We start from the raw sequence: 15,645 nt of genomic DNA, 5'->3' as shown, positions 1-15,645 counted from the left end.
CGGGGGGTGTCCGCGAAGCGCGGCCACCCAGGGGCGCCCCCGTCCGTACTGTGAGCGATGGGGAAATCTTGGCCCCCCATCGCCTCCGGGCCTCCGGCCCTCCAGCGATCGGCGCGGCGGACGCAATGCGTCCGCTTTCCCGCGCCTGTGCCTCGCGTGCCATCCGCACGCTTCGGTCGGAAGGTCAAGACAAACGGCCGTTGGTATAGGGCGCCCGTGAACCGGGCGACAGCCCCCGCTCCGCCGCCCCGATACGGCAAAAACATGCATACGCTATGCATACGCTCCGTGCATACGTTGCATATCAAAAAAACCGCGCAATCCCAGGCTCTTGACCCCTGAAAAACGAAATCGGGAGAGCCCTCCCCTCAAAGGGCTCTCCCGACCGTTGGCGCGCCGGTCTGGACCCCAATCCGGAGGTCTCCCGGCCGATGGGCAGGGGGTTCCGGACCAGACCCCACACCCGTCGGATCCCGCACCTGCCAATAAGCCTGAAAACCTCACCGACCCGCGCGCGGCCCCGGGGAAATGGTCCCAAGGCGCAACCTCTGCGATTTTGGTGGAGTGACGATGGTATCTGGGGGCGTTTCTGCCGCGGCCATCGATGGGTCCGACTATTGCCGGAAACCCATCTGTCGTCAAGCAAGCGATCTTGAAAATTTAGTGCGAATCCAGCGGGTTGGAGGCCGGTTGCCCGGCCTCCGACGCGCAGGATTCAGTAACGGTAATGCTCGGGCTTGAAGGGACCCTCGACCTCGACCCCGATATAGTCGGCCTGTTCGGGCAAGAGCTCGGTCAGCTTCACGCCGATCTTGGCCAGATGCAGCCGCGCCACCTTCTCGTCCAGATGCTTCGGCAGGACATAGACCTTGTTCTCGTATTGGTCGCTCTTGGTCCAGAGCTCGATCTGCGCCAGCGTCTGGTTGGTGAAGCTGGCCGACATGACGAAGGACGGATGCCCGGTGGCATTGCCGAGGTTCAGCAGCCGCCCCTGGCTCAGCAGGATGATCCGCTTCCCGTCCGGGAAATGGATCATGTCGACCTGATCCTTGATATTGGTCCATTTCATGTTCTTCAGGGCCGCGACCTGAATTTCATTGTCGAAATGGCCAATATTACCGACAATCGCCATGTCCTTCATCTCGCGCATATGCTCGAGCCGGATCACGTCCTTGTTGCCGGTGGTGGTGACGAATATATCGGCCTTGGCAACGACGTCTTCCAGCGTCACCACTTCGAACCCGTCCATCGCCGCCTGCAGCGCGCAGATCGGGTCGATCTCGGTGACCGTGACGCGGGCACCCGCGCCGCGCAGTGAGGCCGCCGAGCCCTTGCCGACGTCGCCATAGCCGAGCACCACGGCGGTCTTGCCCGCCATCATCGTGTCGGTCGCCCGCCGGATACCATCGACGAGGCTTTCCTTGCAGCCGTACTTGTTGTCGAATTTCGACTTGGTCACGCTGTCGTTGACGTTGATCGCCGGGAACGGCAGGCGGCCCTTCTCCATCAGCTGGTAGAGCCGATGCACGCCGGTGGTGGTTTCCTCCGAGACGCCGCGGATCGCGTGACGCTGCTTGACGAACCAGCCGGGATTGGCGGCGGCGCGCTTCTTGATCTGGGCGAAGAAATAGATCTCTTCCTCGGACTGCGGATTCTCGATCAGGCCGGTTTCGCCTTCCTCGACCCGCGCGCCGGTCAGGATATACATTGTCGCGTCGCCGCCGTCGTCGAGGATCATGTTGACCCCCTCGGGGAAGTCGAAGATCCGGTCGGTATAGGTCCAGTATTCTTCCAGCGTCTCGCCCTTGATGGCAAAGACCGGAATGCCCCGCGCCGCGATCGCCGCCGCCGCGTGATCCTGGGTCGAATAGATGTTGCAGGAGGCCCAGCGGATATCCGCCCCGAGATAGGCGAGCGTCTCGATCAGCACGGCCGTCTGGATCGTCATGTGCAGGCTGCCGGCGATCCGCGCGCCCTTGAGCGGCTGGGCGTCGCCGAACTCCGCCCTGAGCGCCATCAGGCCGGGCATCTCCGTCTCGGCGATATCGAGCTCCTTGCGGCCGAATTCGGCAAGGGCGATATCCTTTACGATATAGTCCTTCTCAAGGTCCTTGACGGCATAGTCCTTGCTCATGCGAAACACTCCGGAAACGAGGGCGCCCATTAATATTTGTCCGCCATCTAGCAGCCCGACCGCGCCGAGACAACCGCCGAAGGCGAAAGTCGCCACCGGGGCCGTCTCGTGATCGCCGCCGGCTGCGACCGTCCGGCGGCCTCGGACAAGGCCATCGTCTTCGCCTGCGACGGCAACTACGCGCCCTTCGCGCTGTTCGCCGCGGCGCAGATCGATCGGTTGGCGCCGGGGCGCGATTTCGACATCTGCCTCTGCTCGATGGAACCGTCGGTCCCCGTCCCGAGCCTCGCCGGAACCGGCGTCCGCCATTGCCGGATCGACACCGGCGGGGTTTTCCGCGCCATGAAGCTCGACGCCCGGCGCACCGAAGCCTCCTACCTGCGGCTGGCGTTGCCGGCGGCCTTCGCCGGCGTCTACCGAAGGCTGCTCTATCTCGACGCCGACGTCTTCATCCAGGGCGGCGACTTCTCGCGCCTGCTCGATCTCGATCTGGGCGGCGCGGCGGTCGCGGCGGTTCGCGACAACAGCCAATGGCGCACGCCGGGACGGCGACCGGACTCCTTTCGACGCCTCGGCTTGCCGGCGTCCGTGCCCTATTTCAACAGCGGCGTCCTGCTGATCGACACCGCCGCCTTCGGCGCGGCGCGGGTGCTGGAACGCTGCCTCGCCTTCGCGGCGGAGCATCCGCCGGAACGGATCGGCCTCGATCAGGACCTCGTGAACGCGGTGCTGCGCGGCGACTGGGCGGAGCTGAGCCCGGTCTGGAACTGGCAATATACCTGGGCCTCGCGCCTGACCGAGGCGATGGAGGGCGCGCATGTGGTGCATTTCATCGGCCCGAAGAAGCCCTGGCGCCATGATGGCGGCGAGCTGCCGCCCCGCTTTCGCGCCGCCTATCGGGCCTTCTTCGCCACGCATTTCCCCGACGCGCCGATCGGACCGGACGGCACGCCCCCGCATCTGAACCTGACCTTCCAGCGGCGGATGCTGGTGAAGCACCTGCTCGCCAGCGGCAAGATGGCGGCCTATCTCGGCCGGTTCGAGAGCGACATGACCGTGCTCGACAACCGGCGGGGCGGCGGCTAGCAAGGGCGCGAGGGGACCGACCGGAGGACCAATGCCGCGGGCATGGCAGCGCATGTTGTCGGGGCGCAGGCTCGACCTGCTCGACCCCTCGCCGCTCGATATCGAGATCGAGGATATCGCCCACGGGCTCGCCTTCGTCGCGCGCTGGAACGGCCAGACCCGGGGCGAGCACGCCTATTCGGTGGCGGAGCATTCGCTGCTGGTCGAGGAATTGTACCGCCTGACCGTACGCGATCCCGAGCCGCGCTGGCAGCTCGCCGCCCTGCTGCACGACGCGCCGGAATATGTGATCGGCGACATGATCTCGCCGGTGAAGGCCGCGGTCGGGCCGGACTACGCCGCGCTCGACGCGCGTCTCGCGGTCGCGGTCCATGTGCGCTTCGGCCTGCCGGCGGCTCTGCCACGCGGCGTGAAGGCCGCGATCAAGCGGGCCGATCGGGTTTCCGCCTGGCTGGAGGCGACCCAGCTCGCCGGCTTCACCGAAGCGGAGGCCGACCGTTTCTTCGGCGACGCCCGGGGCGCGGGGCTCGCCGGCCGGCCCCTGCCCCTGCGCGCCCCGGCGGAGGTGAAGCGGGCGTTCCTCGCGCGGTTCGAGGAATTGCTGGCGGCGTGCTAGGGAAGCGCCTTTCGGGCGCTGGCCGCCGTTGCGGCCAGCCGGAGCGCGCGGTGCGCGCAAGTCTCTTTTGGTTTGTTTCGCGCCCGTTGGCGCGAAACGACTGCTCTCCAGGTTAGCAAACCTGAATGAATACGGGCGCGCAGCGATACGGGATCGCCGGGTTGGGCCGGCGGGGTTCTGGTCGGGACGGCGGCGTTTCGGGGCGCTTCGGCGGCTCGGGCCCGCGAAAAGGGGCGGGATTTCGCTTGACGCACGCGGTCGGCTCACCCACCTAAAGCGGCAACCGGCCGGCGCGGAGGATGCGCCGGCCTCCGGAATGCTCGACGCCAAGGATGCTCGACATGGATCTCACCGCCACCACCCAGCCCGCCCAGAGCCCGATCAAGGAAGGCTCCGAGGCGACTTTCATGGCGGACGTGATCGAAGCCTCCGCCGAGGTTCCGGTCATCGCCTATTTCACCGCGACCTGGTGCGGGCCGTGCAAGACGCTGGGGCCGCTGCTGGAAAAGACGGTGACCGAGGCCAAGGGCAAGGTCCGGCTGGTGCGGCTCGACGTCGACAAGAACCAGATGATCGCGGGCCAGATGCGGGTGCAGTCGATCCCGACGGTGTTCGGCTTCTTCAGCGGCCAGCCCGTCGACGGCTTCGTCGGCGCGCAGTCGGCCAGCCAGATCAAGGCCTTCGTCGACCGGCTGGTCGAAATGAGCGGCGGCAACGCCGGACTCGAGGAGGCGCTGGCCATGGCCGAGCAGATGCTCGGGGAAGGCGCCGCCTCGGACGCCGCCCAGACCTTCGCCGCGATCCTCGGCGAGGACGAGGGCAATACCGCCGCGATCTCCGGGCTCGCGCGGGCGCATCTCGCCCTGGGCGAGACCGAGCAGGCGAAGGCGATCCTCGGCCTCGCGCCGAAGGGCAAGGAAAACGACGCCGCGATCCTCGCCGCCCGCGCCCAGGTTGAACTGGCCGAGGCGAGCGCGGACGCCGGCGAGGCGGGCGAGTTCGCGGCGAAGCTCGAGCGCGACCCGGACGACCACGCGGCCCGCTTCGATCTCGCCATGGCGCTGGTCGCCAAGGGGGACACCGCCGGCGCCATCGACACGCTCATCGAGCTCTTCCGCCGCGATCGCGACTGGAACGAGAGCGCGGCCAAGACCCAGCTCTTCAAGCTCTTCGACAGCCTCGGCCCGAAAAGCGAGCTGGCGCAGAAGGGCCGGCGGCGGCTGAGCTCGATGATCTTCGCCTGACGGGACGCGACCGCGGCCCGGAGGAACCGATGGCCAAGAAATACAGCCTGGCCGACCTGCCCGAGAATATTCCGATCTTTCCGCTGCCGGGCGCGCTCCTGCTGCCGCGCTCGCGCCTGCCGCTCAATATCTTCGAGCCGCGCTATCTCGCCATGCTCGACGACGCGCTCAAGACGACGCACCGGCTGATCGGGATGATCCAGCCGCTGGCGATGCCCGAGGGCCGGGCGGGCGAGGCGAAATCGCCGGGCCGCCTGCATCAGATCGGCTGCGCCGGGCGAGTCACCGCGCTGCAGGAGACGGAGGATGGGCGCTATCTCATCACCCTGCACGGCGTCTGCCGCTTCCGGCTCGGCGCGCTGCGCGAAGGATTCGCGCCCTATGCGCGGGCGGATGCGACCTGGGACTGTTTCGAGCGGGATCTCGGCCGGGCGGAGGCCGACGAGGCCTTCGACCGCCCGAGCTTCCTTCGCCTGCTGGCGAAGTTTTTCGACACCGCGCAGCTGAGCTCGGACTGGGACAGCCTGAAGGAAGCCGAACCGGAATTGCTGGTCAATTCCCTCTCGATCCTCTGCCCCTTCGATCCGGAGGAAAAGCAGGCGCTGCTCGAGGCGCCGACGCTCGCCAACCGCCGCGAGACTCTGGTGACGCTGATGGAGTTCGCGCTGCGCGGCGGCGGGGACGAGGGAGCGATCCAGTGACCGACGGGATGACGCGCGGCCAGCCGCCGACCGCGGCGGAGGACGAGGACCGGGCGGAGCACGCGCCGCGGGTGGCGCGCGGCCTGCTGGAATATCTGGTCTGCCCGGTGACGCGCGGCCCGCTGATCTATGACGCCGAGCGGCAGGAGCTGATCTCGCGCGGGGCACATCTCGCCTTTCCAATTCATGGCGGCATTCCGGTGATGCTGACCGACGAAGCCCGACGCCTCGAGGATTGATCCCGCGGCGCCTCATCGCCTATACGGGCCGCGACTTGCGCCGCCGCGTCCGACTGCGCGACCCAGAAACAGCCCGGGAGCCGCCGCGGTGAACATGCTCTCGACCGTGGTGAAGCCCGTGCATCGGGAAGGCCATCGCTTCATCGCGATCTTCGCCGCGGTCACGCTGATCCTGTTCTTCATTGCCGAGCCGCTCGGCTGGATCGGAGTCGGGCTGACCGTCTGGTGCTACTATTTTTTCCGGGATCCCGTGCGCGCGGTGCCGACGCGGACCGGACTGATCGTCAGTCCGGCGGACGGCGTGGTGTCGATGATCGTGCCGGCCGCGCCACCCGAGGAACTGGGGCTCGGGCCCGCGCCCCTGACCCGGATCAGCGTCTTCATGAGCGTCTTTGACTGCCACGTGAACCGCGCGCCGATCGGCGGCGTGGTGACCCGGGTCGCCTATCGGCCGGGAAAGTTCTTCAACGCCTCGCTCGACAAGGCGAGCGCCGACAACGAGCGCAACGCGCTGGCGATCCGGCTGCCGGACGGCCGGATGCTGGCCGTGGCGCAGATCGCGGGGCTGGTCGCGCGGCGCATCGTCTGCGACGTGACCGAGGGCGCGGAGCTTCGGACCGGCGCGCGCTTCGGCATGATCCGCTTCGGCTCCCGGCTCGACGTCTATCTGCCGCCGGAGGTGGCGCCGCTGGTCGCGGTCGGCCAGATCGCGCGGGCCGGCGAGACGGTGCTGGCCGATCTCGCCTCGGACGAGCCGGCACGCGTGGCGGAGCCGATCTGATGGCGCGCCGGCGTTTCCGCCACCGCCGCGCGCCGCTGCTCCTGCCGCAGCTCCTGCCGAGCCTCGTCACCATCATCGGCCTCTGCGCCGGGTTGACCGCGATCCGCTTCGCCTTTTCGGGGCATTTCGCCATCTCGGCCGCGCTCATCCTGTTCGCCGCGGTGATCGACGGGCTCGACGGGCTGCTGGCGCGGCGGCTGGGCAGTGCGAGCCCGTTCGGGGCCGAGCTCGATTCGCTCTGCGATTTCGTCGATTTCGGGGTCGCACCGGGCATTCTCATCTATCAGATGGCGCTGGCCGACGCGCGCGACCTCGGATGGGTGCTGGTGCTCGTCTATACCGTCTGCTGCTGCCTGCGGCTCGCCCGGTTCAACGTGACCCGCGACGCGCCGGCCAGCGGGTCGGTGCCGCGCTTCGTCGGGGTACCGGCGCCGGCGGGGGCGATGCTGGCGCTGCTGCCGGCCTTCGTGACCATCGAGGGGCCGGTCGACGCGGCGGACTATCCGCTGATCGTGGCGCTCTGGCTCGGGCTCGTCGGCCTCGTGATGGTGAGCCGGCTGCCGACCTTCTCGCCGAAGGCCCTGCGCATTCCGCGCGACCGGGTGCGCTGGCTGCTGATCGGGACCGCGATCATCGTCGGACTGGGGCTGACCCGCTTCTGGCTGACCATGATCCTCGCCGTCGCGGTCTATATCGCGAGCCTGATCCATTCGGCGATCGTGACGCGCCTCGGTCGGCGCGGCTGACCCAAGGAGAATCAAGAATTGGAAGTGGAAGCCATTCGCGCGTCCTATCGCCGCTGGGCGCCGGTCTATGACCGGACCTTCGGCGCTGTGACCCGGATCGGGCGGGCGAGAGCCGTGGCCCATATCAATGCCCGCCACGGCGAGGTGCTGGAGGTCGGCGTCGGCACCGGCCTCTCGCTCCGCGCCTATGCCCGCCACCTCCGGGTGACCGGGATCGACTATTCGCCCGAGATGCTCGCCAAGGCGCGGGCCAAGGTGACGCGCGGCCGGCTGAGCCAGGTGGTGGCGCTGCGCGAGATGGACGCGCGCGCCCTCGACTTCCCGAACGACCGGTTCGACATCGTCGTCGCGATGTATCTCGTCTCCGTCGTGCCGGAACCGGAGCGGGTGGTCGCCGAGATGGCGCGGGTCTGCAAGCCGGGCGGCGAGGTGCTGATCGTCAACCACTTCGCCCGCGACCGCGGCGGGCTCGCGGCGCTGGAGAAGGCCTTCGCGCCCTTCGCCGACAAGCTGGGCTGGCATTCGGACTTCGCGATGGAGCGGGTGCTCGGCGCGCCGGCGCTGGAAGTGATCGATTGCCGCGACCATCCGCCGTTCGGGATGTTCACCTTCCTCAGGATGCGCAAGCGCGCCCAAGCCTAGAGCAATGACCAATCGGACGGAATCGTCCGGTGGTCAGGATATTGCGTCAAATCATGACTCTGGAGCGGCCAGGCCGGCTCTGCCGGATCGGACTTCGCTCCAGCCGACGCCCCCAGGCTCAGCCGGCGTAACCGCCCATTTCGCAGACGAGGCGCCATTCCTCCGCGCTGACCGGCTGGACCGAGAGGCGGGAATTGTTGACGAGGACCATGCCGGCGAGCCGCGGCTCGCCCTTGCAGTCGTCCAGGGTGACAGGCTTCGGGAGCGGCGCGACGGCCTTTATATCGACGCATTCCCAGCGCGAATCGTCGGTCGATGGATCGGGATGGGCGAGGGCGATGACCTCGACGACGCCGACCACGGCCTTCTCGGCCTGCGAATGGTAGAAGAAACCGAGGTCGCCGACCGCCATCGCCTTCATGTTGTTGCGCGCCTGATAGTTGCGCACGCCGTCCCATGCCTGCCCGGCGTCGCCCCTGGCGACCTGATCGTCCCAGCTCCAGGTCTCGGCCTCGGATTTGAAGAGCCAGTAGGCCAAGGTTCCCCTCCCCTCATTCCTCGCGCAGCGGGCGTGACAACAGCGCGTCCATCGCCTGCGGCAGCGTCCAGCTTGCGTCGAGCACATTCGCCACCGCCTCGGCGATCGGCAATTCGACGCCCCGCCGCGCGCCAAGCTGGCAGGCGGCGCGGGCGGTCGCAACCCCCTCGACCGTGCCGCCGGGCCGGGCCGCGCCGGCGCCGAGCGCCTGGCCGAGCGCGAAGTTGCGCGATTGCGCCGAATTGCAGGTGAGCGACAGGTCGCCGAGCCCGCAGAGGCCGACCAGCGTCTCGGCCCGGGCGCCGAGTGCCACGGCGAGGCGGGTCATCTCGGCGAAACCGCGGGTCATCAGCGCCGCGCGGGCGGAATGGCCGAGGCGCGCACCCTCGACCATGCCGCAGGCGATGGCGATGACATTCTTCAGCGCGCCGCCGAGTTGCGCCCCGACCATGTCGTCGGTGAGATAGAGCCGCAGGCGCCGGACCGACAGCGTTTCCTGCAATGCCGGCCCGAGCGCGGGGTCGGCGCAGGCGAGGGTCAGCGCGCTTGGCAAGCCGCGGGCGATCTCGTCGGCGAAGCCGGGGCCGGTCAGCGCGGCGAGCGGCGTCGCGGGCAGCGCGGCGGCGGCGATCTCGGTCTGCAGCCGGTGGCCGCGCGCGTCGATCCCCTTGGCGCAGAGCACCAGCGGCGCGGGGGGCAGCGCGGAACCGTGCGCGCGCAGGAAATCCTCGGTCCGCTGGGCCGGCACGGCGAGAAGCAAGGCCCGCGCGCCCGCCAGCGCGTCGAGCCCGGCGACGCAATCCACCCCCTCGGGCAGGTCGATGCCGGGCAGGCGCGGGTTCCGCCGCGTCTCGGCCATGACGCGCATCGCCTCGGCGTCCCGGCCCCAGAGCGTCACGCGCCGGCCCTCGGCCGCGTGGACGACGGCGAGCGCGGTGCCAAAGGCGCCGGCGCCGAGGATCGCGATCCCGCTCACGCCTTGGCCCCCTTGCGCCCGGAGCCAAGCATCGGCGCGGCCCGCGCGTCGAGCGGCCAGCGCGGCCGGGCGACCAGGGTGAGCGCGTCGGGACCGCGCACCGCCATCGCCTCGGCCGCCGCCCAGGCGACGATGGCGCCGTTGTCGGTGCAGAGCGCGGGCGGCGGCGCGAGCCAGGCGAAACCTTCCGCCTCGGCCACCGCCGCGAGCGCCGCGCGGATGGTTCCGTTGGCCGCGACCCCGCCCGCGACGGCGAGCGTCGGCGCGGCGAGGTCATGCCGCGCGCGGAAGGCCCGGCAGGCGCGGCGCGTCTTCTCCGCGAGCGTTTCGGCCACCGCCGCCTGGAAGCCGGCGCAGAGATCCGCCCGCTCCCCCCGGGTGATCCCGCCGCGCCCGGCGGCGAGCCGGTCGCGGGCGCGGCGGACCGCCGTCTTCAGCCCGGAGAAGGAGAGGTCGCAGCCCTCGCGGTCCAGCAGCGGCCGGGGCAGGTCGAAGCGCGCCGGATCGCCCGCCCGCGCCTCGGCCTCGACCCTGGGGCCACCCGGCTGGCCAAGGCCGAGCAGCTTCGCGATCTTGTCGAACGCCTCGCCAGGCGCGTCGTCGATCGTGCCGCCGAGCCGGACGAAGAGGTCCGGCCCCTCGGCGATCAGGAACTGGCAATGACCGCCCGAGACCAGCAGCACAAGATATGGAAAGGCGATGGGCGCGACGAGCCGAGGCGTCAGCGCGTGGCCTGCGAGATGGTTGACGCCGTAGAACGGCAGGCCGCGCGCCGCCGAAAGCCCCTTGGCGAACATCACCCCCGACAGCACGCCGCCGATCAGGCCCGGCCCGGAGGCGACCGCCACCGCGCCGAGATCGCCGAGCCCGACCCCCGCCTCCGCCAGCGCGGCCTCGGTCACGCCGTCCAGCCGCTCGGCATGCGCGCGCGCCGCGATCTCCGGCACCACCCCGCCGTAGGCCGCGTGCAGCGCGTCCTGGCCGCGGACCACCGAGGCAAGGATTTCGCCCACCGGCGTGCCCGGGCAGGCCCGAATCACCGCGGCGCCTGTATCGTCGCAGCTGCTTTCAAGCCCCAGTATCAGCAAGGCGCGCTCCCTTGGGGCCGACCACGCCGGAATGCCCACGCCGGAATGCCGCGCCCCGAAAGCCGCGCCGGAATTGCGCTGGTCCCGGGGCGCAGGTAACACCGGCCGCGGGGCGGCGCAACGGCGTCCGCTCCGTCGCCGACCGGAGCGCCGCGCGATGTCAGACCGCCCGATGCCAGACCACCCGATGCCAGAACGCCGGAGCCTGCTGCTGACGCGTCCGGTCGAGCAGTCGCACGCCTTCGCCGAGGCGCTGGAGATCGCGCTGCCCGACCGCTTCGCCACCGTGATCTCGCCCGTCCTCGCGGTCGCGCGAACCGAAGGCGCGATCCCGCTCGACGGGGCGCAGGGCCTGCTCTTCACCTCGGCGAACGGCGTGGCGCAGTTCGCCGCCCGGACGGCGGACCGCCGCCTGCCCGCGCTCTGCGTTGGCGAAATGACGGCGGAGGCGGCGCGGCGCGCGGGGTTCTCGGCCGAATCCGCCGGTGGCGACGTGCCGGCGCTGACCGCGCTCGCCATCGCGCGGCACCGGCCCGGCAGCGGCGATTTCATCCATGTCCGCGGTCGTCACGCCGCCGGCGACCTGATCGGACGGCTCGCCCTTGCGGGCGTGCCGGCGCGGGCGGCCGAGATATACGACCAGTTGCCCTGTCCCCTGACGGCGGAGGTGCGCTCCATGCTCGCGGATGGACAGATCGACGTGATCTGCCTTTTCTCGCCACGCTCGGCCGCGCTGCTCGCCCGGCAACTCGTGGCGGGCGGATGGAACCTGCGGCGGGTGATCTGCGTCGCCCTGAGCGGGGCGGCGGACGCCGGGCTCATCGGCGTCGAACCGGCGCGCCGGGTGATCGCCGCCGCGCCGACACGGGCCGGAATGATCGGCGCGCTCGGCGGTTTGTGACAGGTGGAGCGGGTCCGGGCTTTGGCTTGTTCCGCAAATATCCTTCGCCTAGTATCCGCCGCATTGGGTCCGCGAGGGGCCCGGGCGCGCGCGAACGCCCAAGTGGGGAACTGAACCGATGGCACGAAAGAAATCCGATTCGCCGGAAGGCGAGATCGTGGAACCGGAAGCCGACATCTCCGCGCCCGAACCAGCGGCGCCCCCGCCCGAAACCGCGCCGGAAGTTGTGACCGACCGGATGCTCGAAGGGCCGGCGCTCGACGCTCCCGCCCCGCCCGATCCCGCCACGCCCGAGGCCGAGCCGACCTGGACGCCGACCGAGGCGGGGGCGGACGAGACGCCGGAGGCGGAAATCGTCCGCGAGGCCGAGATCGCGTCCGCGGCGGAAGCCGGCGCCCCCCTCGAAGGGGCATCCTGGGCGAAGCCCGACGGCGCGCCTGAATTCGTCGATGAGCCGGAAGACGTGGCACTGGTCGAAGCGGTGAACGATGCCATCGCGCGCGGCGGCCCGCCACCGTCGGAGCAGGAACCGGATGACGCGTGGGAGGAGGCCCGCGAGGCGCCGGCGGCCAACCAGCCGGCCGTGACCCGCGAGGAGCCGCCGGCCGAAACCGAGCGCGGATCGAGCTTCGCGGGCCGCGCGCTGGCCGCGCTTCTGTTCCTGCTGATCGGCGGCGGGCTGGCGCTCTGGCTCGGGCCGAAGATCGCGCCCTCGATGCCGGCGCCGGTGGCGAAATGGCTGGTGCCCGGCTCCTCGGAGGCCGAGGCCCGGATCGCCGCGCTGGAATCGCGGTTGGAGACCGAGATCGGCGACGTGCGGGCCGAAGTGACGGAGTTGAGCGGATCGGGCCTCGACGCGCGCATCGGCACGGCGGTTGCGAGCGCGGGTAACCAGATCGAAGGCCAGATCGCGGAGTTGCGCACGCAACTCGGCCAGATCGACGGGGCGGATACCCGCCAGCGGCTCGACCGGACCGACGCGGCGATTCAGGGCCAGATCGCCGAGCTCAGCGGTTTGAAGGAGCAGATCACCGGCGGCGTCGCCGTGGCGAGCGGCGCGACGGCGGCCGGGATCGACCTCTATCGCTCCGAGCTCGATGGGCTGCGGGCCGAGATGGGCTCGGTGACGGATCGCGTCGCCGCCCTGGGCGCGCGGATCGACGAGGTGGGCGCCGAGGCGCGCCGGCAGATCGATACGGCGCAGGCCACGGTCGACACGATCCAGGCGCAGGCGACGACTGCGGTCAGCGCCGCCGCCGTGAAGGCCGATTTCGCCCAGGTTCAGGCGGCGATGGCCGCCGGCATGCCCTTCGTCGAGCCGCTCGGCCGGATCGCCGCCGACCCGGAGGTCCAGATCCCCGAGACGCTGAGCGCCGCCGCGACCAGCGGCATCCAGTCGCTCGCCGAGCTTCGCGACGGTTTCGCCGATTCCGCGCATCAGGCGATCCGGGCCAGTATCCTCGCCAGTGCCGGCGACGGCGTGGTCGCCCGGGCCCAGGCTTTTTTCGAGGCGCAGATCGCCACCCGCTCGCTGACCCCCAAGGACGGCCAGGGCACCGACGCGGTGCTGTCGCGGATGGAGGAGAAGCTGCGCCACGACGATCTCGCCGGCGTGCTGACCGAATCCGAGCAGCTGCCGAGCGAGGCGACCGAGGCGATGAGCGGCTGGCTCAACGCGGTAAAGCTGCGCGCCGACGCGGAAGCGGGCCTCGAAGCCCTGAACGCCGAAATGCCGGCGACGAACTGAAAGCGAGGCGCGCATGCTCTGGTCCGTCATCAAGGTTCTGATCTTCATCGGCATCGCCACCGCGCTCGCGTTCGGCGCGCTCTATCTCGTGGACACGCCCGGCGAGGTCCGGGTCGCCTTCGGCGGCCGCGAATTCTATCTCTCGCCGATCGGCTTCGTCATCGGGCTGATGCTGCTGCTCGGCCTCGCCTTCCTGGTGCTGAAGCTCATCGGGCTTCTGGTGGCCGTCGCCCGCTTCCTGCTCGGCGACGAGACGGCGATCAGCCGCTATTTCGCCCGCAACCGCGAGCGGCGGGGCATCGATGCGCTGTCCGACGGACTGGTCGCGCTCGCCTCGGGCGATCCGAAGACCGCGCTGAAGAAGACCGCCAAGGCCGAGCGGCTGCTGAACCGGCCGGACGTCACCGGCCTCGTCAACGCTCAGGCGGCGGAGCTGAACGGTGACCGGACCCGGGCGACTCAATATTACAAGGAGATGCTCGGCAACGACCGGACCCGCTTCGTCGCGGTTCAGGGCCTGATGAAGCAGCAACTCGACGAGGGCGACACCTATACCGCGCTGGAGCTCGCCAAGAAGGCCTTCGCCCTGCGACCTTCGAACCCGGCGATCCTGCGCACGCTGTTCGACCTGCAGACCCAGCGCGAGGACTGGGCGGGCGCGCGCGGCACGCTGACCGCCTCGACCCAGGCGCGCCTGCTGCCGCGCGATGTCGGCACCCGGCGCGACGCGGTGCTGTCGCTGGCCGACGCGCGGGCGGCGCTGGCACGGGGCGAGACGACGCGCGGCAACGAAGCGGCGCTGCAGGCGAACCGGCTGGCACCGGGCCTTGTGCCAGCCGCCGTGCTGGCCTCGGCCGCGCAGATCGACAAGGGGTCGAAGCGCAAGGCGACGAAGATCCTCACCACGACCTGGACCACGAACCCGCATCCCGACCTGGCCGTCGCCTTCGCCGCCATCGAGCCCGAGGAGAGCCCCGCCACCCGGCGCACGCGCTTCGCCGCGCTGGTCGCCACGCGGCCGGACGATCCCGAGAGCAAGCTGCTCGAAGCCGAACTCGCGCTCGCCGGCGAAGACTTCCCCGGTGCGCGCAAGGCGCTCGGCGGCCTCGCGGAAACCGATCCGACCACGCGCAGCCTCGCCATCATGGCGGCGGTGGAGCGCGGCCAGGGCGCGCCCGAGGCCGTGGTGCGCGGCTGGCTCGCCAAGGCGCTCAACGCCTCGCGCGGGCCGCAGTGGATCTGCGACAAGTGCAACCACGTGCATGCCGCCTGGGTGCCGATCTGCGAGAATTGCGGCGCCTTCGACACGCTGAGCTGGAAGGCGGCGCCGCACTCCGAGGATCTGGCGCTGTCCCGCTCCGCCATGTTGCCGCTGATCATGGGCGGGCTCGACAACCCGTCGCCGGGCGAGGTCGAAGACGCCGAAGTCACCGGAAGCGCCGGAGCCTGAGGATCGACCTGAAGACGAGACAGGGCGCCGATGTGATCTGACGCATTCCGGTAGATAGGACATAGGCTCGGCCGGCGTTTATCTCTTGGTCGATAGAATGCCGGCATAATCAACGGCTTGTGCGGATTTATCGCATAAGTTCCCCGGCGCCATGCGGAACAAAAATGTTCTGCAAGGCGCCGGGTGAATCAAGACGAGAAACCCAGCACAAATCATTTATCGGGCGATAAGTATCTCGATCCGCGGACGAAAGCGGCGGGAAACTATGTCCTATCTACCGGAATGCGTCACGATGTGATCGGCGCCTTTTTTTACAGCCCGGCGAGGAAGCCGCCCCGCGACTACGGCAGAATGTCGAGGGACTTCACCCAGATACAACGGCCGTTGAATCCGCGATCGATCTCGGCGGGGATTGGTGCATGGGTCGAAGGCGTGACCTCGCGCCCCTGCCAGATGCCGGACTGGACCGCCACGCGGATGTCGCCGGTATCGTCGCGAAAGGTGAAGTCGTCGTCGCGCTGATGGGCGACGATCCCGCCGGTCAGCGTGACATAGGGTCCGGCGCGCATATTGTGAGCTTCCGCGACGCTGACCTCCTGTCCGCGCACCGAAGGCCCGACGAATTACGCCTTGACCGGCGCGGTCAGAACCGCGAGCGCCGCCGTGACGAGAAGTTTCATCAACCCTTTCCCCTGATGGAATGTAAGCGGTGTTGTCAGGCCACGGCCTTGAGCGGTGCAGTGGCATAGGTCCAGG

14 protein-coding genes and 2 pseudogenes are annotated in these 15,645 nt (G+C 69.7%); 11 read left to right on the top strand and 5 right to left on the bottom strand.

Annotated elements, in window-relative coordinates; genetic code table 11:
- Positions 1-715: 715 nt before the first annotated feature.
- Entirely contained in the window at positions 716-2,134 is a 1,419-nt protein-coding gene (gene ahcY, locus Q0480_RS02815) for an adenosylhomocysteinase (protein ID WP_299130400.1), read from the bottom strand.
- Between the two features lie 108 nt (positions 2,135-2,242).
- Here ahcY and Q0480_RS02810 point away from each other — a divergent pair, with 108 nt between their 5' ends.
- The 8 genes and pseudogenes from Q0480_RS02810 to Q0480_RS02775 all read left to right on the top strand — a co-directional run bounded on the left by Q0480_RS02810 (position 2,243) and on the right by Q0480_RS02775 (position 8,189).
- The gene (locus tag Q0480_RS02810) at positions 2,243-3,220 is read left to right on the top strand and encodes a glycosyltransferase family 8 protein (protein ID WP_299130398.1); all 978 of its coding nucleotides are present in this window, start codon (positions 2,243-2,245) and stop codon (positions 3,218-3,220) included.
- Between the two features lie 31 nt (positions 3,221-3,251).
- Entirely contained in the window at positions 3,252-3,836 is a 585-nt protein-coding gene (locus tag Q0480_RS02805) for an HD family hydrolase (RefSeq protein ID WP_299130396.1), read from the top strand.
- 332 nt (positions 3,837-4,168) lie between these two features.
- Positions 4,169-5,080 carry a co-chaperone YbbN gene (locus tag Q0480_RS02800; RefSeq protein WP_299130409.1) on the top strand — a complete coding sequence of 304 codons (912 nt, stop codon included), beginning with the start codon at positions 4,169-4,171 and terminating at the stop codon, positions 5,078-5,080.
- 29 nt (positions 5,081-5,109) lie between these two features.
- Positions 5,110-5,781 carry an LON peptidase substrate-binding domain-containing protein gene (locus Q0480_RS02795; RefSeq protein ID WP_299130394.1) on the top strand — a complete coding sequence of 224 codons (672 nt, stop codon included), beginning with the start codon at positions 5,110-5,112 and terminating at the stop codon, positions 5,779-5,781.
- Between the two features lie 8 nt (positions 5,782-5,789).
- Positions 5,790-6,020 carry a Trm112 family protein gene (locus tag Q0480_RS02790; protein WP_299130406.1) on the top strand — a complete coding sequence of 77 codons (231 nt, stop codon included), beginning with the start codon at positions 5,790-5,792 and terminating at the stop codon, positions 6,018-6,020.
- A gap of 85 nt (positions 6,021-6,105) precedes the next feature.
- Positions 6,106-6,801 (top strand): annotated as a pseudogene (locus Q0480_RS02785) (phosphatidylserine decarboxylase); the annotation flags it as partial.
- Complete coding sequence (gene pssA, locus Q0480_RS02780; RefSeq protein WP_299130391.1) at positions 6,801-7,547, top strand: CDP-diacylglycerol--serine O-phosphatidyltransferase; 747 nt, start codon at positions 6,801-6,803, stop codon at positions 7,545-7,547. The pseudogene Q0480_RS02785 and the gene pssA, both read left to right, overlap by 1 nt.
- 18 nt (positions 7,548-7,565) lie before the next feature.
- On the top strand, positions 7,566-8,189 hold the full coding sequence (locus tag Q0480_RS02775) for a class I SAM-dependent methyltransferase (protein WP_299130388.1): 624 nt from the start codon (positions 7,566-7,568) through the stop codon (positions 8,187-8,189).
- 118 nt (positions 8,190-8,307) lie between these two features.
- On the opposite strand, the gene Q0480_RS02770 is transcribed toward Q0480_RS02775, so the two are convergent.
- The 3 genes from Q0480_RS02770 to tsaD are packed head-to-tail and all read right to left on the bottom strand — an operon-like array spanning position 8,308 to position 10,791.
- Positions 8,308-8,727, bottom strand: a complete 420-nt coding sequence (locus Q0480_RS02770; protein WP_299130385.1) for an EVE domain-containing protein — start codon at positions 8,725-8,727, stop codon at positions 8,308-8,310.
- 13 nt (positions 8,728-8,740) lie between these two features.
- Positions 8,741-9,694 carry an NAD(P)H-dependent glycerol-3-phosphate dehydrogenase gene (locus Q0480_RS02765; protein WP_299130403.1) on the bottom strand — a complete coding sequence of 318 codons (954 nt, stop codon included), beginning with the start codon at positions 9,692-9,694 and terminating at the stop codon, positions 8,741-8,743.
- A gap of 5 nt (positions 9,695-9,699) precedes the next feature.
- Positions 9,700-10,791 carry a tRNA (adenosine(37)-N6)-threonylcarbamoyltransferase complex transferase subunit TsaD gene (gene tsaD, locus Q0480_RS02760; protein ID WP_299130383.1) on the bottom strand — a complete coding sequence of 364 codons (1,092 nt, stop codon included), beginning with the start codon at positions 10,789-10,791 and terminating at the stop codon, positions 9,700-9,702.
- Positions 10,792-10,978: 187 nt separating this feature from the next.
- Between tsaD and Q0480_RS02755 the strand changes: the two genes are divergently transcribed.
- From Q0480_RS02755 to Q0480_RS02745, 3 genes are all read left to right on the top strand, one after another.
- Positions 10,979-11,692 (top strand): uroporphyrinogen-III synthase, encoded by a 714-nt coding sequence (locus Q0480_RS02755; protein ID WP_299130380.1) that lies wholly within the window; start codon positions 10,979-10,981, stop codon positions 11,690-11,692.
- 118 nt (positions 11,693-11,810) lie between these two features.
- Positions 11,811-13,439 carry a COG4223 family protein gene (locus tag Q0480_RS02750; protein ID WP_299130377.1) on the top strand — a complete coding sequence of 543 codons (1,629 nt, stop codon included), beginning with the start codon at positions 11,811-11,813 and terminating at the stop codon, positions 13,437-13,439.
- Between the two features lie 13 nt (positions 13,440-13,452).
- Complete coding sequence (locus Q0480_RS02745) at positions 13,453-14,889, top strand: heme biosynthesis HemY N-terminal domain-containing protein (RefSeq protein WP_299130375.1); 1,437 nt, start codon at positions 13,453-13,455, stop codon at positions 14,887-14,889.
- Positions 14,890-15,230: 341 nt separating this feature from the next.
- Here Q0480_RS02745 and Q0480_RS02740 read toward each other — a convergent pair.
- A pseudogene (locus Q0480_RS02740) lies at positions 15,231-15,500 on the bottom strand (NirD/YgiW/YdeI family stress tolerance protein); the annotation flags it as partial.
- Between the last annotated feature and the right edge of the window lie 145 nt (positions 15,501-15,645).

Source organism: uncultured Amaricoccus sp., from assembly GCF_937891315.1.
In the GTDB taxonomy this organism is placed as follows: Bacteria; Pseudomonadota; Alphaproteobacteria; order Rhodobacterales; family Rhodobacteraceae; genus Amaricoccus.
Note: the sequence above shows the minus strand (reverse complement) of the source record. Positions and strands in the feature narration are given on the sequence as shown.